The organism is Blautia sp. An46 (genome assembly GCF_002161645.1).
In the GTDB taxonomy this organism is placed as follows: domain Bacteria; phylum Bacillota; class Clostridia; order Lachnospirales; family Lachnospiraceae; genus Blautia; species Blautia ornithocaccae.
The window spans coordinates 23,897-46,693 of record NZ_NFIF01000016.1; the positions used below are offsets into that span (position 1 = coordinate 23,897).

The window sequence follows — 22,797 nt, forward strand, 5'->3', positions numbered from 1 at the left end:
GGCCAGTTTCCTTATCCGGTTTTCAGCAGTCACCTTGAAAAGCCTAATCAATAGATACCAGATCATAGCTCCGGTTTCCCAGGCCGATTTCTTCTCCATGCTGAAGCACATGCTCCGCATTCCGGGATTCCATCCTCTCTACCAGAGAAGCTCCGTCTTCTGCTTCATAGATCAGATCCACGCTGGCCTGATCAATGGCTACCGGATCCGTGGAAGCCAAGATACCGATATCGTGCATGTCCGGCTCTGCAGGACTTGAGTCGCAGTCACAGTCTACGGACAAGCGGTTCAGCACATTGATATACAGAATATTTCCGTTCAGGCTGTCCTGCACAGACTTTCCAGCCTCCGCCATGCACTCCAGGAAGGGATCCTGGGCTCCGCCCCAGGGGCTGGTATGGCTGACGCCGTCCGTGTGGATCAGGCACTTTCCTTCCTGAGAAGCCATTCCAATGGAAATATTTTTAATAGCGCCGCCGAATCCGGCAATGGCATGGCCCTTAAAATGGGACAGCACAAGGAATCCGTCATACTCCGGGAAATGGGCCCCTACCAGATTTTCGGTCATCCGGTTACCGCCCTCCACCGGAATACTCACAGAGCCGTCTTCATCCATGATCACGAAATCTGCAATATCCGTAAATCCATGGTCTTCTGCTACCTGATAGTGCATCTGAGTCTCTGTCCGGGATCCTTCATAGGCCGTATTACACTCCACAATTGTGCCATTCACATACTGGACCAAATCTTTGATCAGATCCGGATCCAGATAGTTGCTTCCCGGTTCGCCTGTAGACAGCTTCACTGCCGTATTTTCTCCTGTCAGCTCCACTCCCAGAGCTTCATAGGCATTCATCAGACCCTCTGGGCTAATCTCTGTAGTCATGTAAACAGTGGATACATTTTCCTCGTCGGAAGGCTGGTCCCCTGCCATATGAGATTGATGTTCCTCTGTATTTTCCACCTCTCCCATAGTGGTGCTCAGCATGGGCCACATCCGGTATAAATAGTAGCCTACAATGCAGGCCAGGATCACAATTACCAGCACCACTGCCGCTGCAACTTTCTTTTTCATTCAGGCTCCTTTCCTACTATTTATACGTTTCTTACAAGACCTGCCAGGTTCTCTACTACTGCCGGGTCCCGGTGGCTGAAGAAGCAGCTTGCCCCTGTGTCTAATTCAGCAATCTTGTCCATGTCTTCCTGAGCCAGCTGGAAATCAAATACATTGAAATTCTGCTCCATACGTTCTTTATTTCCACTTTTGGGAATACATACAATCCCTCTCTGAAGCAGCCAGCGGAGAACTATCTGGGCAATACTCTTTCCGTATTTATCTCCGATCTTCTGAAGGGTCTCATTCTGAAACAGATTGTTTTTTCCCTCTGCAAAAGGCGCCCAGCCTTCCATGACCACACCTTTGGACTCCATGTATTCCTGAGACTCTTTCTGCTGGAAGAAAACGTTTGCTTCCACCTGGTTTACTGCAGGAGCCACTTCATTAAAAGCGATAAGGTCAGCCAGACGGTCAGGATAGAAGCTGCACACGCCGATAGCCCGTACTTTTCCCTCTTTATACAGTTCTTCCATGGCTCTCCAGGCGCCGTAATAGTCATTCAGAGGCTGATGGATCAGATACAGATCCAGATAATCCAGTCCCAGTCTGTCCAGGGATTTCCGGAAGGCAGCTTTGGCTCCTTCATAGCTGGTGTCAGAAATCCACAGCTTTGTAGTAATAAACAGCTCTTCTCTGGGGACTCCGCATTTCTTGATGGCCTGGCCTACAGCCTCTTCATTCCCATAGGAAGCCGCTGTATCGATCAGACGATAGCCTACGGAAATAGCATACAGGACGGCCTGTTCACACTGGGCCGGGTCCTTGATCTGATAAACCCCAAATCCAAGCTGAGGCATTTTTACTCCATTATTTAAAGTTACATATTCCATAATGCATCTTCCTTTCTATTTTTTCTCTTCCACTCTGGAACCGCCGAATACTTCTGACATTGGAACTGTATCCAGCATTTTATCCAGTTCTCTGACTTCCTGGTCTGTGAGTTCAACCTCTGAAGCCTGGGCATTTTCCAGCAGTCTTCCGTATTTTCTGGTTCCGGGGATCGGTACGATCCAGGGCTTCTTTGCCAGCATCCAGGCCAGAGAGATCTGAGCCGGGGTAGCGTCTTTCTTATCTGCTATCTCTTCCAGGTACCGGAGCATCTCCTGGTTCTTATCTATGGCCTCTGGTGAAAACTGGGGCATTACGCTACGGTAGTCGGTTCCTTCTGCAAACTTGGAATCCTTATTGTACTTTGCAGAAAGAAATCCGTTTGCCAGAGGAGAAAAGGCCACAAATCCAATCTGAAGCTCCTCCAGTACAGGGAACAGCGCCTCATAATCCCGATACATCATAGAGTAGCGGTTCTGTACTGCAGTTACCGGGCAGACTTTGCAGGCCCTCCGCAAAGTGTCCTCATCTGCTTCGGAAATACCCCAATGGGTAATCTTTCCGGCTTCTATCAGTTCCTTCATAGCTCCTGCCGTTTCCTCAATAGGCACATTTTTGTCAATCCTGTGGATATAGTAAAGATCCAAATGGTCTGTATTCAGTCGTTTCAGAGAGCCCTCTGCAGATTTCTTAATGGTCTCCGGCCTTCCATCGGGTATCAGAGGCTTATTCACTGCAGAAGAAGTCTCGTCAAACCGGATTCCGCATTTAGAAGCCAGGACAATCTGGTCTCTGTAAGGCCTCAGCGCCGTTCCCAGAAGTTCCTCATTATCGTGGGGATTCTCAGGGGTTCCATAGACCTCCGCTGTGTCAAAAAAGGTATAGCCCATCTCTACCGCCTGGGCCAGCAGTTCTGTCATCTCTTTTTTATCCGCTGCAGGGCCGTAGGCATGGCTCATGCCCATACAGCCTAATCCTACTGCAGAAACCTCTAAATCTTTACCTAAAATACGCTTTTTCATTTTATCTTCACCTCTCTAATCCTTGGGCCCAGGAGCTGATCTCTTCCTGAGCTTCTGCTACATCATTTCTGGAAATACTCAGTCCCTCATCGCTGACTTCTGCATCTGGCTGAAGCTCTGCAATGGTATCCACTGTGTCAGAAAAACCGCTGCCTCCATGGGCAGTAAAAGGAATAATGGTCTTTCCGGAAAAGTCATATTCCTCCAGGAAAGTGTACAGCGCCATAGGCATGTCCCCCCACCAGTTAGGATACCCCAGAAGGATAGTGTCATACTGATCCAGATTCTCTATCTGTGTGGACAGTTCCGGTCTGGCTTCTTCATCCTGTTCTTCGGCTGCCTGATCTACCAGTGGTTCATGGTCCAGAGGATATTCTTCCACAGTCTCGATCCGGAACAGATCTCCGCCAATGGTCTGCTGGATTACATCTGCCATATACTCCAGATTTCCCATGACCTGGCCCTCTCTTACCACAACGCTGGCTCCTGCATTGGCGTCGATTCCTTTTGTATCCACATCCTCAGGCACAGAAAAATAGGCGATGAGGATATTGGAGCTTTCAGACTGGCCTTCCTGAGCCGTTTCCGTATCGGAAGAAGCTGTATCTCCGGTATCTTCTGCTGGAGTCTCCTGGGCATTGCCGTCTTCTGCCGCCTCCTCCTCCTGGGCATTGCTGCTGTCTGCTGCCTGCCCGGAAGAATCATTCTGGCTGCACCCTGCCCCTGTCAGAGCAAAAATCGTTGTTATCATCAATGCTGCGATTCTTTTTTTCATATCTCACTATCCTTTCTTACGAAACTTTCAGGTCCGCTGATGTGGGGGCTGCTGTCCACGAAATCCAGCAGACTGTTTTTACATTTTTATTATAAGAAAAACGAGCCTTCCTCAGAAGACTCGTTTAGTTTACCAGTAGGAACCTTTAGGTACATACTGCTATATTTTGTTCGTAATTATATGTCACAGGCAGAAGGCTATGCCTTAAAATACATAGCCCCCTGGTACAAGTTCCTCCTATCTTTAGAAAATAGTAAGTATCTTCTCTTCTTTATATCTGCTATACTATATCCAGAAATTCTCCGTTTTCTCGCCTTTTATTCCGGGAAAATGAAGTCCGGATTGAATTCCGGAAAAACTATAGAAAGGGGATGCCCTGCATATACAAGGGTATGGAATATTATGGATTATACGATCACAGAGCTTTTATGGCTGCTTCTGATCTATTCTTTTCTGGGATGGATCATTGAGACAGTAGTAGGTACTATAAAAAACCGAAGATTTATAAACAGAGGATTCTCAACGGGTCCTTTCTGTCTTGTCTATGGAATCGCCGCGGTTCTTATGACCCTGACTACCGGAGATCTGTTGGATAATACATTCTTTCTTCTTATAGGCTGCGGTATTCTGGCTACCATGGTGGAATGGCTCACCGGAAAACTGCTGGAACGGCTGAACAGTCATAAGTGGTGGGATTATTCAGGTAAGAAATGGAATTATGACGGTTATATCTGCCTGCAGTACAGTATTCTGTGGGCGGTACTGGGGCTTCTCAGCATGCGGTATGGAAACCGGTTTCTCCTTTTGGCATATCGGCTGATCCCGGATTTTTTCGCCCAGCTGCTGGTTTGGATATGTGGGATCGCTGCCTTTCTGGACATTCTCCTCTCTCTGGCCGCAGTCTTTCATATTAAAAACGAGATTCCAGGAGCAGCCCGTGTAAGGCACAAGATTTCTGTTTTTACAAACAGGTTCGGAGCTTCTATTGTGGGCCACGTAGAACGCCGTATGGCAAAGGCTTATCCCGTAATCATGGAAAGAGCCGAGGAAATCCGCAGGGAAGGGAAATTCGCCGAAGGGTGTGGTTTCTACAAACTCTTCTGGCTGTTTTTCATTGCCTGTATCCTGGGAGATTTTGTAGAAACCATTTTCTGCCGGATCACTGCCGGGGTCTGGATGAGCAGGAGCAGTCTGGTCTGGGGACCTTTCAGCATTGTATGGGGATTTGCCATTGTATTTGCCACCGTACTCCTGTATAAAGACAAAGAGAAGCCGGACCGGTATCTCTTTTTCGTAGGCACCTTTCTTGGAGGAGCCTATGAATATGTGTGCAGCGTACTCTCCGAGATTGTCTTCGGAAAGGTATTCTGGGACTACAGCGATATCCCCTTTAACCTGGACGGAAGGGTCAACCTTCTGTATTGCTTTTTCTGGGGCATTGCCGCAGTTATCTGGATCAAATGGCTGTATCCGCCGCTGTCTGCCTGCATAGAAAAAATCCCCAAGTTATGGGGATATATCCTTACATGGGTCCTGGCTGCATTCATAGCAGTCAATATGCTGGTCTCCGTCGTCGCTCTGATCCGTTATGACCAGAGGGACGGGGGACCTGCTGCCGAAAGCGGATGGGAAAAGGTCATAGACCAGCACTTTGACGATGAACGGATGGAAAAAATCTATCCTAATGCAAAATCCATATAGCTGTTTTAGTTTTCAAAAAGTTTTGCAAGTGCAGGCACCATCTCTTTGATGACCATATGGGAAGTATTGATGCACATATCAAAATTCAGGTTATCGCCCCACTTATGGCCGGTATAGAATTCGTAGTATTTCGCCCGTTTTTTATCGATGCCAAGAATATGCTGCTTTAATTCCTTATCGGTCATTTTCTCCTCCTGGGAGGCTTTTTCCCGGCACCTTGTCATCTTGCTTTCCATATCTGCGTAGACAAAGATCCGGAAAGGCTTCTGATCCCGCAGGATATAATCTCCGCAGCGTCCTACGATGACACAGTCTGATTTCATGGCCATTTCCTGGATGATCCTGGACTGCTCCTGGTAGATGGTCATGGTCAGATCGAAAACAGGACTGGCTGCAGGGTAAAAACTCCGCCCGATATGAATGGGAAAAGAGAAGTGGGGCTGATGTTCCACCACAGACTGGACATAATGCTCCGACATCTCTGTTCTTCTGGCGATCTCACTGATGATTTCCTGATCATAGTAAGCAAATCCCAGCTTTTCTGACAGTCTCCTGCCAAGTTCACGGCCTCCGCTTCCAAACTCACGGCCAATGGTAATAATTTTATTCATGGTCATCCCTTCCTTTCTGCACTCAGTTGTTTTGTATATTTTATCATTTCACTGACAACAAAAACAGCCACAACTAATTCGGTGATCGGCATTGCAAACCAGATGATGTTTCCGCCCAATACTGCCGGCAGAAGGCAGATCAGGATTCCACTGATCACCAGTCCTCTGGCTACAGAAGCGATAAATGCAATCTTCGGCTTCATCAGAGCCTGGAAGTAGTAGGTGGAAAACACATTTAACGGCAGGAGCAGGAAAGAAATCCCGTAACACCGGATAATGGCGGGCGCAATGGCAAGCACATCTTCGGTAGGCGCCATAAACAGCCGGATAAAAGCGTTAGGGATCAGCATGCTCAGGGCTGTCCACAGGATGCTGAAAAAGGCAACAGTTCCCAGAGCATATTTCAATGTCTCGCGTATCCGGTCTCCCAGTCCGGCTCCATAATTGGTGGAAATAATCGGCTGAGAAGCCTGTCCCACGCTGTAGGCACAGCACTGAACAAAGGTGCTGATATTAACGATCACTCCGTAGACTGCCAGGGCGTTTGTTCCCAGATAGATCATAATCTGTCTGTTGAACAGAATGGTCAGGATGCCCATGGCCACATCGATGAAAAAGGTAGAAAATCCAGTGACCGTAATTTCTTTCAGTTTTCTAAAAAGTCCTTCCGGTTTTACCAGCCGAAGGGTATTTTTCTTCATAAAGAAATGAGACAGCATAGCCAGGAAGCTGATGGCAGAACCGATAGCAGTAGCCAGTCCTGCTCCATACGCCCCCATATCGCAGACAAATACAAAGAAATAGTCTCCAAAGATATTGAAGATACCCCCAGCCAGAACTCCCCCTGTGGCCAGGGACGGATTCTTGTCATTTCTCAAATAAGCTGCCAGCATCTGGTTAAACAGGAAAAAGGGAATGGCAAATTTAATAGGCTCCACGTACTCCCTTGCCAGGGTCAGAGTATTATCCTGCGCTCCAAAGAAAACCAGAAGCTGTTTATCAAAAAAGATGATCAGCAGCCAGACGATTGCGGCCAGTATAACAGAGCCGATTACCGAAGCGGTAAAATACTGATTGGACTTCCGGATATCGCCGTCTGCCTTTCCTCTGATAGTGCTGAAAAGAACAGAGCCCCCGATTCCCATCAGAAGTCCCAGGCTGTAGATGATATTCCACACCGGTGCAACTACCGCCAAAGCTGCGGAGCCTTCCGGCCCGTGGTACTGTCCCACCATAGCCATATCCACTATGGAATAGATGGACGTGATCAGTGCGCTTCCAAAGGCTGCAGACAAGTACTTAAAATACAGGGTTTTAATCTTGCCGTTTAAAAAATCCATTTTCTTTTCCTCCAATCGTTTCTAGTGCAGAAGAACCCGAAAGGCCCTGCTAGTCTGTTTCCCTGCCTCAAAGGGCCACAAGGTCTTTCAAAAACCGCTGAAAAAAGCCGGATAAGGAATAAGCATCTCAGCTTATCTCTTATCCGGCCTGCCATTTCTGCTGAACGACTTGCCCTCCGAGGAACAGATATCTCAACCAGCCTCTTATCCAGCCGGCCTTTTTTACAGCCGCCCCTCCGAGTAACTGCCTGTAGTCTAGCATACCTGATGGTAATTGTCAATTCTGGTCATCCCCAGTCTATTTCTTCATGAGATACCGTTCCATTCTCAGCTCTGTCCTTACGTCCTTCACGTATTGCTTCTATTTCCTCTGGTTCAGGCTCCACTTCCGGGATAAATTTAACAATTACATGATATAGGATATCTATTTCATTTTCAGGAACAAGTTCTATAAGATTTTTTAATGTTTCTCTACTCATGCCTTACCTCCTATAACCTTTTATACGCCTGTCCTCTCGGAATGATATTATCAATGTAAATTGTATCGTTTTATTATACTCTATCAATCCGCAGATATCTATACAATATTTTCAAATAGCCCTTCAAAAGCTTCTCCCTGTGTCATCGAAGATGTCCATTCAGCATATTAAAAGCACTCCTGGAAAATCTCCAGTATCTCCCCGGAAGTCATCTTCCGGTAGCTTCCCGGTGAAAAATGGCAAGATTCCGCAATCTCTCCCAGTTGTTTCCTGTCCTTCATCCCCAGCTCCTGCAGGGTGGCGGGAAGTCCGATTTCCCGGATAAAATCTGCCAGAGCGTCAATTCCTGCTTCTGCCAGGGCTTCCTCACTTTTTCCCTCTCCGGAAATCTCCCATACATTTCTGGCGAACCTTACGAATTTTTTCAAACCATCTCTGTAAATATGGCGGTAGTACACAGGATGCAGCACTGCCATTCCCTCCCCGTGATTACAGTCTGTATAGGCCGCCAGCTGATGTTCCATCAGATGACATCCAAAGTCTCCTTTCTTTCCCAGCTTGATCAGCCGGTTTTCCGACAAAGTGGAGTCCCAGAAAAGATTGCTACGGGCGGTGTAATCCTCCTGGTCCTTCACGGCAGTCCGCAGATTCCGCACCACGTTCCGCATCAGCGCCTCTGCAACATCATCAGACACATTGTCTCTGTCTGGACCGCTGAAATAAGTTTCCATAATGTGAGAAAGGCTGTCAAAGGCCCCGGATACCATCTGTTCCTTGGGCACACTGAATGTATATGCAGGGTCCATAAGGGCAAACTCCGGGTTGCATTTAGGATAATCATAGCCGATTTTTACCTTTTCCTCCTCATTGGTGATCACAGCGGCGCCATTGCACTCACTTCCTGTCCCTGCAGTGGTGGGTATCACCCCTACCGGTATTGGTTCAAAATCAACGATTCCCTTCCTGTCCCAGAAGTTTTCCCAGGCGTCTCCCTTATATCTGGCTGCCAGAGCCACTGCCTTACAGCAGTCCATCACAGAACCGCCGCCGATTCCCAATATCATCTGCACTTGATGGGCTCTTGCCAGTTTTACGCCTTCCATTACTTTTTTATAGGTAGGATTCGGCATGATCCCCGGAAATTCCACCACGGTCTTACCTTCTCTCATAAGGATTCCCAGAACCTCATCATATATCCCGTTTCTTTTTACAGAGCCCTGTCCGTAGCCCATCATTATGGTGTCATAATCCTTTACCAGACAGGTCAGAAATTCCTTTACGCATCCCCGTCCAAAAAAGACCTTAGTCTTATTTTCATATATAAAATTATTCATTGCCTGTGTCCCCTCCTGTTAGTTTTTATCAATCTGCGCCTGCATTTACCTGAGAGTTTTCTCCTGGGCCTGTCCCGTTTCTGTTTATTTTACAGCTTTTATTATAAGAAAAAAGAGACTTCCGCAGAAGTCTCCATTAGTTTCCCAGTACATACCTTTCACTTTATACTAGCTATATCTGTGTTTACAAAGTCTTTTGTATCCCTTTCAGAAATCTCTTTACCAGGGCAGAAGGCTCCTGAGAATAGAGGATTCCGTAGGGAATCGTATATTTCCACTCTACCGGTATCACCTTCAGCAATGGGTGGACCTCCTTCCAGTTTTCTACTGCCATAAGGATGTCATTACTGTTCTCGCACTGGTTAAAAATATCCACACTGTATACGTCAAAATCTATTACATTAATCTGAGGATGGTTTTTCCAGATGTCATCCCGGAGCTCATCTACATAGTTGCTCCAGCCCCGGTGCATCATCAGGAAATTTTCTCCATACAGGTCCTGGAAAGTGAGCATCTCCTTTTCGGCCAGTCTGTGGTTCACAGAAACCGCACAGCAGATCCGCTGTCTGGAGAGCTCCAGTCCGGAACACTGGCGAAGCTTCAGCATAGTCTCATCAAAGATGCCTCCTACTACGTCAATATTCTCTCCCAGATTTTTCAGAATCTCCCTGGCATTTTCCAGACTGTTCATATAAGGGATCATCTGCAGCTTGATATCCGGATAATCTTTCTGTACCTTGGCCCAGATCTGCATAAGAGGCCCGGCAGGGGTCATGGGAGAGGTCCCGATCCGGATAATATTATCCTTCTCCTCCATAGCCTTTCTGGCCCGCTCCACAGATTCCTTACAATACTGGATGATATATTTGGAATCTCTGTAAAGAGATTTTCCCGCCTCTGTAAGGGCAAGGCCCCGATGGGTCCTGTTAAACAGCTTCAGGCCCAGATCTTTTTCCAGAAGATTGATCTGTTTGGTAACAGCGGGGGGCGTGATATAGAGAGCTTCTGCCGCCTTATTAAAGCTCCCCATGTCCGCCACAACAATAAACGTCTCAAGCTGCAGGTTGTACATAAGTCTTTCCCCTTCCTTTATTTATAGAATATTTTCAGCGTCCTGATACTTTTTAACTTTACTATTGTAAAAAATATAATGCGGCAAAGGTTCGCTGTCAATACTCTTTATTTTTCTTTACCGGATATAATTGGTGCTGATCCGGAGTCTGCCCATGGACCATGTTCCAGTATCGGGAAGAAACTACCGGCATCTAGGCATACAGCAGATATTTATTCATCTGGTCTATGGTGGCGGTAGTTCCTGCTCTTCTGGCAGATACCACCACTGCCCCTGGCTTCAGTTCAAAAATCTTCCTTCCTCCATATCTGTAGAATTTTATCTTTTTCAATTTTCTCTCTGCTTGCTGAAAAGCCACCCCATGATCTCCTCATCCTGGGCGAAAAGATTGCCGCCCCCATGCTGGACGGTCACACCCTGGCTTTCGAAATAATCTGCATCTTTGATGTCCAGCACCAGAAGCTGATTGATTTCCTCATCAGATAGACCTTCCTGCCGGTAAAGCTCATACAGATTGTCATAGGCCTCCTGGGTGGGCTGAGAGCCATAGTATTCATCACTTTCTCCGATAACAAAATACACCGGAGTCCGACTTTCTATAACCGGTTCATAATCCCCATCCCACTGAGAGCTGCACTGAAGATAAGCTGCAAAAAGCTCCGGCCTCTTTCCCATAACCTGGGACATGGTTTCTCCTCCTCCTGAATAGCCTTCTCCATAAACTCTGTCCAGGTCAATGTTATAGTTCGCCAGAAAGTATTCCACCAGGGCAATAGTCTGATCCGCCGAGGTCTCTCCCCAGTCTGAAAGTTGAGGGGCCACAATGATCATATCCGGGTCATAGGCCTGGGCTTCAAATCCAAAGTTCTCGCTGTAGAGGTTTTCCCCCACTCCCTGGAAATACAATCTTTCATAACCTGGCAGAGTGAAAAACACTGCGCAGGGTTCCTCTCCATCGTAGCTGTCAGGAACATAAAGGTTAAAATGGATATCTCCCTGGGTTTCTGAATGGAGCACATTATCCAGAGTAAATCCCCGGTATTCCTCTGTGCCTTCTGTCACATAATCGCCCTTTTCCTCTGTTCCGGAAGCGCTCTCCTGGGAATCCTCTGTTCTGGAAGTTTCTTCTGAATCACCTGCCAGAGCAGAAGTTGTTTCAGAACCAGTCTCTGTATTATTTTCTGTATCTCTGTTTTCCATAGTTCCGCATCCGCCCATAAAAAGCAGAATGCCAGCCATGAAAAAAGCCATTATCTTTTCTTTCAAATCTCTGTTCACCTCTTTTACTGTATTCTCTGTTTTCCACATTTTCCCCTGGAATCATTCCTGCTTTTCCACATTTTTCAGCCCTTTCAGTGTGTGCATGTACATGCCGAAGGATACTGGCAGCATGATCACTTCCACTACCAGCTGGGTCCAGATCATGCCATAAAGTCCAACAGTTATATTCATGAGAATCAACAGAGGAATATTCAGAAGCCCCTGACGGCTGAAGGTAAGGATAGCCGATTGAGGGCCTTTCCCCATAGCCTGAAGGGTATAGCTGATAAGAAAGTTCACTGCTGTAAGGGGCACTGCCAGACAGGCAATCCTGAGAAACCTGGCGCCCAATGCGCTGGTCTGCGGCTCTGGAATAAAAAGATGGAGAATCTGAGGGGCAAATACTGCAAAGCAGGCCACAAAACAAGCTGACAGAATCAGCGCTGTTTTCCAGGAAAAGAAGGATACTGACCGCATCCGCTTGTAATTTCTGGCTGCATAGTTATAACCTACCAGGGGCATAAATCCCTGACACAGTCCCATAGAGACATTCAACGGAAACTGATCGATCCGCTTTACAATGCCATAGGCCGCCACAGGAATATCCCCATATCCGGAGGACAATTTTACAATAACCATATTTGAAGCATTTCCAAGAGCCGTAGCCAGGGCCGAAGCCAGTCCTACAGAGAAAATCCGCCCTACAAACCGGAAAGTAAAGTGTCTGGGGTGAAGAGACACTGCTGTTTTCTCTCTCAAACGAATATACATAAGTACAAAAAATACCACTGAGGCAAGATTAGAAAATGCCGTTGCTATGGCAGCTCCCGTTACCTCCAGATGAAAGCCAAAGATCAGCACAGGGTCCAGCACTACATTCAGGATACCCCCAAACATCATACCGATACTGGCAGGTCTGGCATGTCCCTCACTCCTCAGCAGATGCCCCAGAGTCAAACTCAGCATAGTAGGCACTCCCCCCAGAACCACTACCCAGTTCAGATAACTTTCTGCATATCCATAGGTATCCGGACTTGCACCCAGAAAATTTAAAAGAGGCTCTCGAAAGAGGAATGTCAGAAGGGAAAATGCCAGAGTAACAGTCCCTCCTCCCCATATGCTGAAAGCAGATACATTTTTAATATCCCTGTGGTTATTTCTCCCCAGCATTCTGGAAATAAGGCTTCCGCTTCCCAATCCGAAAAGGTTTCCCAGAGCAGTCAGCAGGTTAAACCATGGCGAGACCAGGGATACTGCTGCCACCATATAGGGGTTCCCGATCTGTCCTACAAAAAAGGTATCGGCCAGATTATAGATCATTGTCACCACCTGGCTGATCACCGTAGGAATGGCCAGAGTGGCTACTGCTTTAGGGACCGGCATGGTCTCAAAGAGTTCTTTTTCCGAGACTTCTTTTTTCATCTTCTCCTGTGTGCCTTCTTTCTTTTTCTGTTTCTCTCCCAGAATCTCACCCCATCGTCCAGCCAGCCCTCAGCTTTGGTTCCAACGCCCAGACCAAAGCCATGGCGCAGGCCGGGATACAGATGAAATTCTGTATCTGTGCCCAGGGTTTCCAGGCATTCCAGACGGTTCTTCATGACCCGCCAGTCCGCAATGCCGTCCCTGTCTCCTACACAGGCATAAGTTGGAGGATCCAGCCTGCTGTACTGGCTGTGTCCTGTATACTGCATGATCACTGCAGCCGCTCTGGGCAGCTCTCCTTCTCCGAAAGCTCCCGGTCCGTAGGCCCCCAGCCAGGCGGCCATTCTGGCTCCTGCCGAGCCTCCCCAGAGAGAGTATCCCTCTGTATCCACCTCCAGCTCCGCCTTATGCTCAAAGATAAAGCGGATGGCTCTGGCCAGGTCCTCACAGGCAGTATCTGCTGTCCTTGTGCGGTAGATCAGGGCGAATCCGTTATATCCCCGGCGGCTCAGTTCCAAAGCGTGGGGAAAGCTTTCATGGATTGCCCCTACATAGTAGAAGCCCCCTCCTGCACAGACCAAGGCAAAGGGAGCATTGGGCTTTCCACGGAAGAAAAACAGTCCGGTATCCCGTTTATCCGGGTCCCGCTTTTTCTCCGCCTCTGTATAAATATCGTAAAAAATCCGGCGACCTGCCTTCACTTCCTTCTGCATATGCCGTATTACATCCAGGGTGGTGTCTGTATTTACATAATTATGGTAGATCAACATAGAGCCTGCCTGGGAAAGAGCCATAGACGGTGAAGGTCTCCCGAAAGCTGTGGGAAAGATCAGTCTGCCATATCCCTTAAAAAGAGGATCCTCTATTACGTCTACTACCTTTGTATCCTTATTTATCACGTTCTCCTCTCCCTTCTATCGGTAATCAGACTGGCTGCTTACCTCCATCCATTCCCGGATTTCCTTCAGCCTGTTTTCCATCTGGGTTTCTGCTGCTTTTTCTCCACGTTTCAGCACTGCCTGGGCGATTCCCTTTCCCAGTCCGCTGGAACATCCTGTGATCAGCCAGATGCTCATTTCTTTCCCTCCTGTCTTAATTCTTTCAAAGCTTTTTCCCTATACAGAAAATGTGCAGCTGCCCCGGCAATATCTCCCGGACAGACTGCACATTCCCCAAAGGGTCTGTCTTTACAGACAGTGCCGCTCATTTTCTGTTCTATATTTACATACACTCCATCAGCAGGTCGTAAATCTCATCTCTGCTCAGTTCTCTTGGATTGCATTTGATCACGTTGCAAGTATCTGCCACACTTCTCAAAATCTCCGGTGTAATCTCTACCTTTGATTTTAATTCTCCCATTTTTGTCGGCAGTCCACATTCTTTGATAAAATCAGCCAAAGCTTCCACACCGGCCTGGGCGGTATCCACACCAAAGACTTCTTTTCCGAATCTCTGGAATTTTTCTTCAGCATCTTTCACAATATGGCGGTAATAAGCAGGGTGGATAACTGCCAATCCCTGACCATGATTGCAGTCTGTATAAGCGCCTAACTGATGTTCCATCTGGTGAGCCTGGAAGTCTGTGACTCTTCCCACCTTCAGGATTCCATTTTCTGCCATAGCAGAATCCCACATAAGGTTGCCTCTTGCCTGGACGTCATTGATATTCTTTAAAAGCCGTCTCATATTGGTGACTGTATTTCGCATAATGGAAAGGGCCACGTCGTCTGATACATTGTCCTGGTCGGAATTTCCGAAATAGGTCTCCATAGCATGGCTCAGGGTATCAAAAGCTCCTGAAATCACCTGCATTTTTGGCACAGACATAGTATATTCCGGGTCCAGAATGGCGAATCTGGGGGCTGCGGCTGCCATTCCGGCCTTTATTACCTTTTCTTCGTTGGTGATCACGGCGCCGCCGTTCATCTCTGCGCCTGTACCGGAAGCTGTGACAATGGCTCCCATAGGCAGTACCTCTGTAGGGAATTTATGCTCTGTCATCTCCATCTCCCACAGGTCTTCCTCTGTCTTTGCCTGGGCTGCTACAATCTTGCAGCAGTCGATAACGGATCCGCCTCCTACTGCCAGGATGAAATCAATATTTTCCTTCTTTGCCAGACTGGCTCCTTCCTGTACCTTGGCGTAAGTAGGGTTCGACATAATTCCGGAAAAATCCGTAACTTTTTTACCTGCGTCTTCCAGAATCTTCTTTACCTGATCATAAATTCCGTTTTTCTTAACAGAACCGCCGCCATAAGCCAGCATAACATTCTGTCCATATCCGGAAACTGCCTGGGTCAGATGTTCCTTCACTGCACCTGCTCCAAAATAAACCTTGGTTGCATATTCATATACAAACTTCTGCATTACAAATCTCTCCTTTCTTGAATAATTGTAGAATAATTTGCCTCTATACAGAATAGCCAATAAGTTTTTGAGTATATACCGAAGGGTTTTGTCGGTTTTACGTGAAAAAATTTTTTCCTTCGCTCCCTGCTTTATGGTATACTAGCCCCATAGATGCTAGTATCGTGGGCAGTCGCCAAATGAGCATAAATACTCGCTTGGCTCCCTGCTTCATGGTATACTTAAATTATTTAGATGGGATTTTTATGGACAGGGAGGTTTCTTATGCTGAATATTTACCTCGGAAAAATGGAGGAAGCGATTTACTATCCCCCGATATACTTTGACAACCGATACGAGGACGAATGGATTACAGAGGAACTGTCCGTTCAAATGATTAAGGACGTAGATAAGTCTGTGGTAATAAGCTCTCGACTGATTGACAGCCCTGTTCTGGGACCAATCTCCACCAGAGAACTGTCAGGGGGTGTAAAGACACTGATTTTAATGGCCTTTGACGATTCCGGTAAAATCTTTAACGCATCTGCCTGTGGTGATAACTGTGCAAAATGGATTTTAAAAATCGGGGATTTAAAAGATTTGACTATTAATCTCCGGCACATTATGAATTTCGGGGACGAAAATTTCCAGGCTCGAATCCTTAACACAGGAGAAATCGTCCACAATATGGAAGAATTTGTCAATATTGCTGGAGAGTATGTATAGGTGAGGGTATGAAAGGAAAGCATAAAATAATCGTACAGAACAATCGCTTACATTACGAATTTGAAATTAAAAGAAATATCACTGTTATTCAGGGGGATAGCGCTACTGGGAAGACAACCCTGATCAATATGCTCCGGCAGGCGGAAAATCTGGGAATTTCAAGCGGAATAGATGTGGTTTGTGACGTACCATGCCGAGTGCTGGAAGGGCCAAACTGGGAACTGATTTTAAAGGCCTCCTCAGGAACTATTTTTTTCACTGATGAAGAAAACACTTTTATTAACACAGAAGAATTTGCTTCCGCTATACGTAATTCTGATAATTATTTTGTATTGATAACCAGAGAAAATCTCTACAATCTTCCATATAGCGTTGAAGAAATCTATGGCATGCATTCTTCCGGAAAATATCAAAATACAAAGAAAGTCTATCAGGAAATCTATCGGATTTATTCAAATAACTCAGATTTTCCGATAAAGCCGCAAAAGATTATTACTGAAGACTCTAATTCCGGCTACGAATTCTTCAAGTTTGTCAGCTTAGAAAAAAAGATTTCTTGTGAAAGCTCCAATGGAAAATCTAATATTTTTTCAATGTTGAAAAATGTAGACAATGAAGAAGTATGCGTTATCGCAGATGGTGCCGCCATTGGTCCAGAAATGAATCGCTTATATGTCCAAACAACAAAAAAGAAAAATATATAGACAGCAGAAGCTATTTTAGCTGGGAAAGATACTTCACTGACCTTCTCATTACTGAAACCGGAGATTCTTATTTAAAATATCAGAAAGCTAAATTGAACCTCGCATATCTCCATGAAAGGAATAAAGATATTATTCTTAAAAGTATAAAGGGAATATCCTTTTAATACTGATTTAATCCCTAATATACAAGAAAGAGACAATCCCATAAAATTCGGGCTTTTTCAAAACCTGGATTCTCTGTGAGACTGTCTCTTTCTTTAGTTCTTTCCACCATTCGGTGACCTTCCTGACTTCATTTTGGAACGTTTATCGTCTCAACGGTATTACCAGATTCCCACAAAAACATATACAAATCCTACTTTATTTTAAATTCCTCTTTTAATTTCAATTCGTCTACCAACTTATTATTTGCATTCATAAATTCTTCTCTATTTGCTTCATAATCAGTTAAACGCATTTGAAACCATAACTCAGGACTTACAGAAATTTCCGTGACATCATGCTTAATTTGCGTTGCTAATAAAACATATGATGACATCATTCTATACTTATCTAAGGAAGCAGTTTTCCCATTTGCAGCATAATTTTCTTTTTGCATTAAGGATACTATCTTTATGGATTTTTCCGTTCCATAAGAATATATCGTATTCATAATCTCTTTAAAGTGTTTAAAATTTTGTTCCATTGTTATCTTCTTTTGAGTTTCATTTTTTATTTTTCCTGACTCTATCATTTCGTCCATTAGAGCCAGTACTTCATATGGCATTGTAGACATTTTTTCTAAAGCTACGCTATCTCGTTGCCGCTTTAATTCGTTTTTGAAATTTTTCTTCATAGAAGCATTTGTTACAATAAACCCATATATTTCATGCTACTCCTCTATGCTTTCCTATCTCTTTTTGATTTCCATGCCTAATTTTGGCAAGTTATTTAAGTTTACCGTTTCCAATGTCTGTAACTGCCGTACCGCCAACTGCCGAAGCAATTCCATCCTCTCTTTCTGATTCTTACCCTGATTTATTAAAACCGCATTATAACTTTCCAGATTCGCAAGTACCAGTAACTGATTCAATGTTGCTACGTCCCGCATATTCCCTTTAACAGTCGGATTTTCATCTTTCCATTGCTTAGCCGTCTTTCCAAACCAAACAACATTCAGCATATCTGCTTCATTTGCATAGGTATACGCTACCTGTGCAGGTGTTAATTCTGGCGGTATCAAATTATCCTTAATTGCGTCAGTATGTATCCTGTAATTCAACTTAGAAATCTCTCTGTTCAAATTCCAATTCAGAGATAGCCGACTATTCTCATCAGTCTTTAATCTCCTGTAATCTTTCATGATATATAGCTGGAACTCTGGAGAAATCCATGTTGCAAAAGACATGGCAATATCGCTATGGGCATATGTTCCGCCATAACGTCCTGCTTTTGAGACAATACCGATAGCATTCATCTGCGTAATCCATTTTGTCGGTGTCATAACAAAACGATTTAATCCAGCCTCATTTTTAACCGCCTCGAATTGCACACGGTTAAAATCTGGATTATGCAGTTCTTCCCAAACGCCTAAAAACTCAATTGTATTTCTATTTCGCATCCAGTTTTGAATCACAAATCGCGGGTCGTCTCATTTCGATATTTTGCAATATCCGTTAATGAAATAAATTCATTTTCAAAATTTGTAGTATAGATTCCTATGTCAATACCTTTTGCATGGATAGTCTCCTTAACAATTTTCGCCATAAGTATCCTCCTCTCCTCACATTTCCCGATATGCTTCAATATAATCCCTAATACAACCGGGATATACATCCAAATACTTTCTACATACCCTTTTGTACAATCCCAGGATTTTTTCATCACACGCAAAGTCCAGTAAATAATCTAACAAATGTGACAATTCATCTTCTGACACAGTTCTGCTGCACACATCTTCAACTAATGGCAAATAAACCTCATGGGCTTTCTGATGTAATTGGACTATCTGCTCTGCAATCTGGTAAATATTTTCATCCATTTAGATTACCTCAAAATACTTAAGCGCCTCCATTATCGCTTCTGCCTTTTCTTTCGGCGGATGTTTCCTCGGCTGCTTCAATTCCTCTGCCGCATTAGGCGCATCATACATTGTTAATCCCAATGCCCTTTTCACTTCTGCAATATAGCGGTATGTACCTTAAATCCATACTTCTGCTCCACATATTCCTGTATCATTTTATATGTAATTTTCGGTTTCGGCTGATATTTCTTCGCCCGTTCTGCAATCGCATCCAATGATATCTTATCGTTGCCTTCTCCAAATTCTACCTTTACGCTAATAGCACTGTCCGGGGATTTGTGGGACAAAAGTACAACCGTCTCAACGGTGGTATTATTGGAGATCTTTTTATTTACTATTTTACTTCTAAATTCTCAAGCTCTTTCAAATCCTTTTCATTACATACTAAAGCGCCAAAATAGGTTACTGTATTTACCCCGTTATTATATTTAACTTGGGCCAGCTTTGCAATTTCGTTCACAAAAATCCCATTTCCTTCTAGTGAGCCATGCACACGGTCAGGAAAGCGGCAAGGGGCATCAGGATATGTACATTCCTTACATAAATCACAGCCTTCATTTGACAAGATCAGATAGTGCTCCAGATAAGGTTTTATGGCCTTATCAAAGGCTCTGCATGCCTTCTTAAATTGTTTAGCGCCCTCCATCATTCCTTCAAAATCAAATGAATCCTCTAAGTCATATTTTACTGAAAAAATCAGCATTTTCTCGTATTGCCGTATCCTTTTTTTGCATTCATCCACAGTTCCCACTGCAGGAGGGCATGCCCATGTTTTACCATGTTCCCGGCAGGTATTTACCTCACACATGGCCCGTACTTCTTGCGAAAAATTAATGTCCATAGTATCTACAACACCGTACTGAAAAAAACCGGCTGCATTCAATTGTTCTTCTAAAAACTCATTTTTAAATCCCACCTGCTCTCTAATTATATTATAGTCTAGCAAAGCAGATTATGGGTGTCAATGCGCCGGCATCGTAATTTTATAAGATACTTTGGTAAGTTTATAAGATTGTAAACAGTGTAAATTAATGCAATTTCCGAGGATTTCAAAGTCCAATTTTTACTGCTGTTTATCTAGATGCTTCGTACCTTTTTCCTACAATACCCCTATCCTTCTGCCGCCCACTCCGGGCTTTTTCTTACTTCCAATCCCAGACTTCCCATTAGCGCCGGCGTACAAGGGACCAAACGCCGGCGCTATCATGATCCCATACAAAATCAACAGATAGAATGGAAAAAGGGCCGCATTTATATACTGAGCAATCATTCCGAACAGTGCTGGAAGGAGCATAGTTCCTATATAGGACGCTGCCATCTGTACTCCCATCACTGCCTGAGAATTTTCCCTGCCAAAATCTTCCGGCGTCGTCTGAAGCATATTGGGGAAAACTGCTCCGTTTCCCAGGCCGATGCAAAACAGTCCGATTCCCGGATAGCTGCTTACTCCAGACAGGAGAAGCAATACAATAGCTGCCAGGGTCACTCCCTGTCCAGTCCAGAGCAGCGGCAGAAGCGGACATATCTCTGGCATTTACAAGAAATGTAGCACCCCAGACTCCGCAGGTATATTCTATTCCACAGGAGCCTATGAATACCTGGCAGGATTTTCTCACTTTTGCCGACCTGATCAGACTTAGAAAAGCAATATTTCGGCTCTGTACTTCCCTGGGGCCTCCCGGCAGGTGATTTACCTTTTTCCAAAGGGGAAGGGTCACAATAGTCAGCAGCCCTATACATGCCTGAAAGCAGAATACCATTCGGTATCCATTTCTCCAGGACGTAGCGGAAAGAGCAAAAGACATGAGAAAAGGACTCAATGATATTCCAACTCCATAAAAGCAGTGGAGAAAGTTCATGTGAGTACCTTTATAATGCAGTGCCACATAATTGTTCAATGCCGTATCTATGGCTCCTGCTCCCAGTCCCAGAGGAACTGCACTGAGGCACAGGAAAAAGATATTTCCGGAAAAGGAAAATCCTAAAAGGGATGCCGCAGTCATGGAAGTGCTCACCGCTGTTATTTTCCCCGTGCCAAAACGGCTGATCAGCCTTGCCCAGGACACATACATCCATTCTCTTTTCTCCTTCTCTGCTGTATGGTTCCCAGGACAGTGTGTTTTGGGAAAAATATAAGCCGGACACACCTCCGGAACATGTCCACAGCAGACAGGAGCTCAGCCGTGTTCTGGATATGCTCTCTTATATTCAGATGCATTACACAGAAGAAATCCATCTGGAGCAGATTGCGGCCAGCGCCTCACTAAGTCCCAGAAGCTGCCTGCGATGTTTCAAGAACATCATTGGCACCTCTCCCATGCAGTATATTATTGACCTGAGGATTCGAAAGGCCCGGCAGCTCCTGATCCAGACCGACCTGTCCATCCTGGAAATATCCGCCTCCTACGGCTTCCAGGGTCAAAGCTACTTCATCAAGACCTTTCGTCAAAAAACTGGAACTACTCTTCTAAAATTCAGGAAGCAGCTGTAGAGACTCCTCCATAAGACCAGGTCTCTCCCTGGTCTGTTGACTGAAACAGGATTCCTTCCTGTTCTCCGGCCCCTGTTACCGCCAGGATGGTTAGACTCCCGTCCTGTTCCTCAGGCATGGACAGATAGTCATAATCGTTGATTGTAAATCCAGCTTCTCTCCCACTTTCCGGAAGCTCCGTAACTGAATCCATGGGAAGCTGCACCTGGGTAAAGGTGGCGCCTCCGTCCCTGGTCATATATAGCCTGGAATAAGACTGTGAGGCTCCCATAAGGCCTGCAAATCCAAAGTTCTCATCAAAGAATACCAGGCCTTCCGTCACGCCGATTTCTCCTCCAAAGGGATCTTCATTGCACATTTCCCAGGAAGTTCCGCCGTCCTCTGTCTTTTCCATCTTGTAAAATCTGCTGCCAGCCGCCGCATCTGCCACAACCAGCCGCCAGCCCAGTTTCTCATCTAAAAAGAAATACATGGTGCCGTCTGTATTATCTACACTCCATGTCCCCGCCTCTTTGGCAGTCTCTGTCTGCTGCTGTTCCTGTTCTTCATTCAGTGCTTCCGGACTGATATATTCCGGTTCCATTATATACCGGACAGGTGTTACATACTCCACATCAGGTATATGAAGAGAAACTTCGAATCCCAGGATTTCTCCTCCCTCATACATCTGTCCAAAGGAGCTGGTCCCTGTTTCTGTACCATCGCCGTCTGCATCTCCCGGCAGATATTCCAGTCCTGAGGCTGAGTTAAAGGAGCGTCTTCCCATATACAGGATTTCATACTCTTCTCCTATGTCTGCCTGGGCCCAGGTCTTTACTGCCTCTTCACAGGGAGCCTTCTGGAGAATGGTCAGCATAGGCTCCAGCCTCTTGTCCTCCTCATAATCCGTTGTGGCATTTCCATTAATACGGACTGTTATGTTAGGACCGCTGCTCTCGTCATAGTCAATAAGGTATGTATTGGTCTTTCCATTCTCATCCTGCCCATATAAAAACGTATAAATCGTCTTAATTTTTCCAGTCTCATCAAAAGTCATCTGATACTGATTCACAATGTAAAGCTCTTCCGGCATATCCAAAGCTTCGTCCAGATCCGCAAGAACCCCTTCCACACCGTCCTCAAAATAATTGTCATGCTCCAGGGTCACTTCTTTCTGGTTCAGCCGCTGGTCTATCTTCCAGGACAGCGCTCCATTATAAGGAATTCCCGTATAGATGATCTGGCCGATCAGATAGGCCGTGGCAATAGATACAACAATTCCCTCTGCCCACAGAATCTTTCTTTTCATGGGCGTGTTATCGTCCTCTTTTTTCCTGTATTTCCTGGAAATCAGCCATAAAACAAAGCTCATCAAAAACACAGTCCCGCTTGGCAGAAGCACCATGAAATGAGCTCTGATCCCGCCAAACTGACATAAGTGCCATATCTGATACAGAATAAATATGTAGCATAGCAGACTTATCTTTCCACAAATCTGATAAATAACTTTCATATTCCCTCCTAGCCT

The 22,797-nt window shown here is 45.4% G+C and carries 23 protein-coding genes and 4 pseudogenes; 4 read left to right on the forward strand and 23 right to left on the reverse strand.

The features are described 5' to 3' along the window. Positions 1–43 precede the first annotated feature (43 nt). The 4 genes from B5G00_RS12980 to B5G00_RS12995 form a co-directional block, all read right to left on the reverse strand. The gene (locus tag B5G00_RS12980) at positions 44–934 is read right to left on the reverse strand and encodes a DUF362 domain-containing protein (RefSeq protein WP_242971366.1); all 891 of its coding nucleotides are present in this window, start codon (positions 932–934) and stop codon (positions 44–46) included. Positions 935–1,095: 161 nt separating this feature from the next. Further along, positions 1,096–1,947, reverse strand: a complete 852-nt coding sequence (locus tag B5G00_RS12985) for an aldo/keto reductase (RefSeq protein ID WP_087273421.1) — start codon at positions 1,945–1,947, stop codon at positions 1,096–1,098. A gap of 15 nt (positions 1,948–1,962) precedes the next feature. Further along, positions 1,963–2,967, reverse strand: a complete 1,005-nt coding sequence (locus B5G00_RS12990; protein WP_087273424.1) for an aldo/keto reductase — start codon at positions 2,965–2,967, stop codon at positions 1,963–1,965. A gap of 7 nt (positions 2,968–2,974) precedes the next feature. After that, complete coding sequence (locus B5G00_RS12995; RefSeq protein WP_242971357.1) at positions 2,975–3,742, reverse strand: flavodoxin; 768 nt, start codon at positions 3,740–3,742, stop codon at positions 2,975–2,977. Positions 3,743–4,144: 402 nt separating this feature from the next. On the opposite strand from B5G00_RS12995, the gene B5G00_RS13000 reads away from it, so the two are divergent. Beyond that, positions 4,145–5,443 carry a putative ABC transporter permease gene (locus tag B5G00_RS13000; protein ID WP_087273543.1) on the forward strand — a complete coding sequence of 433 codons (1,299 nt, stop codon included), beginning with the start codon at positions 4,145–4,147 and terminating at the stop codon, positions 5,441–5,443. A 5-nt stretch (positions 5,444–5,448) separates the two neighbouring features. Here the strand turns inward: B5G00_RS13000 and B5G00_RS13005 are convergent, their stop codons facing one another. The 11 genes and pseudogenes from B5G00_RS13005 to B5G00_RS13045 form a co-directional block, all read right to left on the reverse strand. Beyond that, positions 5,449–6,054, reverse strand: a complete 606-nt coding sequence (locus tag B5G00_RS13005) for a cytidylate kinase-like family protein (protein ID WP_087273427.1) — start codon at positions 6,052–6,054, stop codon at positions 5,449–5,451. Between the two features lie 2 nt (positions 6,055–6,056). Beyond that, positions 6,057–7,394 carry an MATE family efflux transporter gene (locus B5G00_RS13010; protein ID WP_087273429.1) on the reverse strand — a complete coding sequence of 446 codons (1,338 nt, stop codon included), beginning with the start codon at positions 7,392–7,394 and terminating at the stop codon, positions 6,057–6,059. 287 nt (positions 7,395–7,681) lie between these two features. Beyond that, positions 7,682–7,873, reverse strand: coding sequence for a hypothetical protein (locus B5G00_RS13015; RefSeq protein WP_087273431.1), 192 nt, complete (start codon positions 7,871–7,873; stop codon positions 7,682–7,684). A gap of 167 nt (positions 7,874–8,040) precedes the next feature. Then, positions 8,041–9,207: an iron-containing alcohol dehydrogenase gene (locus B5G00_RS13020; protein WP_087273437.1), complete on the reverse strand. Its 1,167-nt coding sequence runs from the start codon at positions 9,205–9,207 to the stop codon at positions 8,041–8,043. Positions 9,208–9,391: 184 nt separating this feature from the next. After that, entirely contained in the window at positions 9,392–10,279 is an 888-nt protein-coding gene (locus B5G00_RS13025; RefSeq protein WP_087273438.1) for a LysR family transcriptional regulator, read from the reverse strand. A gap of 103 nt (positions 10,280–10,382) precedes the next feature. Then, a pseudogene (locus tag B5G00_RS19835) lies at positions 10,383–10,586 on the reverse strand (flavodoxin family protein); the annotation flags it as partial. A 20-nt stretch (positions 10,587–10,606) separates the two neighbouring features. Then, on the reverse strand, positions 10,607–11,545 hold the full coding sequence (locus B5G00_RS13030; RefSeq protein ID WP_242971358.1) for a prolyl oligopeptidase family serine peptidase: 939 nt from the start codon (positions 11,543–11,545) through the stop codon (positions 10,607–10,609). Positions 11,546–11,599: 54 nt separating this feature from the next. After that, positions 11,600–12,961, reverse strand: a complete 1,362-nt coding sequence (locus B5G00_RS13035) for an MATE family efflux transporter (protein WP_087273440.1) — start codon at positions 12,959–12,961, stop codon at positions 11,600–11,602. Next, positions 12,958–13,860 carry an alpha/beta hydrolase gene (locus tag B5G00_RS13040; RefSeq protein ID WP_242971359.1) on the reverse strand — a complete coding sequence of 301 codons (903 nt, stop codon included), beginning with the start codon at positions 13,858–13,860 and terminating at the stop codon, positions 12,958–12,960. The genes B5G00_RS13035 and B5G00_RS13040 overlap by 4 nt, the downstream gene beginning before the upstream one ends. Positions 13,861–13,875: 15 nt before the next feature. After that, entirely contained in the window at positions 13,876–14,037 is a 162-nt protein-coding gene (locus tag B5G00_RS19125) for a hypothetical protein (RefSeq protein ID WP_206423796.1), read from the reverse strand. A 145-nt stretch (positions 14,038–14,182) separates the two neighbouring features. Beyond that, on the reverse strand, positions 14,183–15,328 hold the full coding sequence (locus B5G00_RS13045; RefSeq protein ID WP_087273442.1) for an iron-containing alcohol dehydrogenase: 1,146 nt from the start codon (positions 15,326–15,328) through the stop codon (positions 14,183–14,185). Positions 15,329–15,592: 264 nt separating this feature from the next. Between B5G00_RS13045 and B5G00_RS13050 the strand changes: the two genes are divergently transcribed. Continuing rightward, positions 15,593–16,033, forward strand: a complete 441-nt coding sequence (locus B5G00_RS13050; protein WP_087273444.1) for a DUF4869 domain-containing protein — start codon at positions 15,593–15,595, stop codon at positions 16,031–16,033. Positions 16,034–16,041: 8 nt separating this feature from the next. Next, complete coding sequence (locus tag B5G00_RS13055; protein WP_330396367.1) at positions 16,042–16,737, forward strand: hypothetical protein; 696 nt, start codon at positions 16,042–16,044, stop codon at positions 16,735–16,737. A gap of 355 nt (positions 16,738–17,092) precedes the next feature. Here B5G00_RS13055 and B5G00_RS13060 read toward each other — a convergent pair whose 3' ends face one another. The 7 genes and pseudogenes from B5G00_RS13060 to B5G00_RS19975 form a co-directional block, all read right to left on the reverse strand. Further along, positions 17,093–17,572: a hypothetical protein gene (locus B5G00_RS13060; protein WP_242971360.1), complete on the reverse strand. Its 480-nt coding sequence runs from the start codon at positions 17,570–17,572 to the stop codon at positions 17,093–17,095. Positions 17,573–17,626: 54 nt separating this feature from the next. Then, positions 17,627–18,483 (reverse strand): annotated as a pseudogene (locus B5G00_RS13065) (KilA-N domain-containing protein). 16 nt (positions 18,484–18,499) lie between these two features. Then, positions 18,500–18,757: a hypothetical protein gene (locus B5G00_RS13070; RefSeq protein WP_087273447.1), complete on the reverse strand. Its 258-nt coding sequence runs from the start codon at positions 18,755–18,757 to the stop codon at positions 18,500–18,502. After that, positions 18,758–19,104, reverse strand: a pseudogene (locus tag B5G00_RS19970) (23S rRNA (uracil-5-)-methyltransferase RumA); the annotation flags it as partial. Between the two features lie 29 nt (positions 19,105–19,133). Next, a complete protein-coding gene (locus tag B5G00_RS13080; protein WP_242971361.1) occupies positions 19,134–19,715 on the reverse strand; it encodes a DUF2284 domain-containing protein in 582 nt (193 codons plus the stop codon). Positions 19,716–19,898: 183 nt separating this feature from the next. Further along, positions 19,899–20,333: a hypothetical protein gene (locus B5G00_RS19370; protein ID WP_242971362.1), complete on the reverse strand. Its 435-nt coding sequence runs from the start codon at positions 20,331–20,333 to the stop codon at positions 19,899–19,901. Between the two features lie 31 nt (positions 20,334–20,364). Further along, positions 20,365–20,871 (reverse strand): annotated as a pseudogene (locus B5G00_RS19975) (MFS transporter); the annotation flags it as partial. Here B5G00_RS19975 and B5G00_RS13090 point away from each other — a divergent pair. Next, positions 20,853–21,290 (forward strand): helix-turn-helix transcriptional regulator, encoded by a 438-nt coding sequence (locus B5G00_RS13090; protein ID WP_140403163.1) that lies wholly within the window; start codon positions 20,853–20,855, stop codon positions 21,288–21,290. The pseudogene B5G00_RS19975 and the gene B5G00_RS13090 sit on opposite strands and share 19 nt — an antisense overlap. On the opposite strand, the gene B5G00_RS13095 is transcribed toward B5G00_RS13090, so the two are convergent. Beyond that, positions 21,274–22,782 (reverse strand): WD40/YVTN/BNR-like repeat-containing protein, encoded by a 1,509-nt coding sequence (locus B5G00_RS13095; protein ID WP_087273453.1) that lies wholly within the window; start codon positions 22,780–22,782, stop codon positions 21,274–21,276. The two genes, B5G00_RS13090 and B5G00_RS13095, sit on opposite strands and share 17 nt — an antisense overlap. Positions 22,783–22,797: the final 15 nt, after the last annotated feature.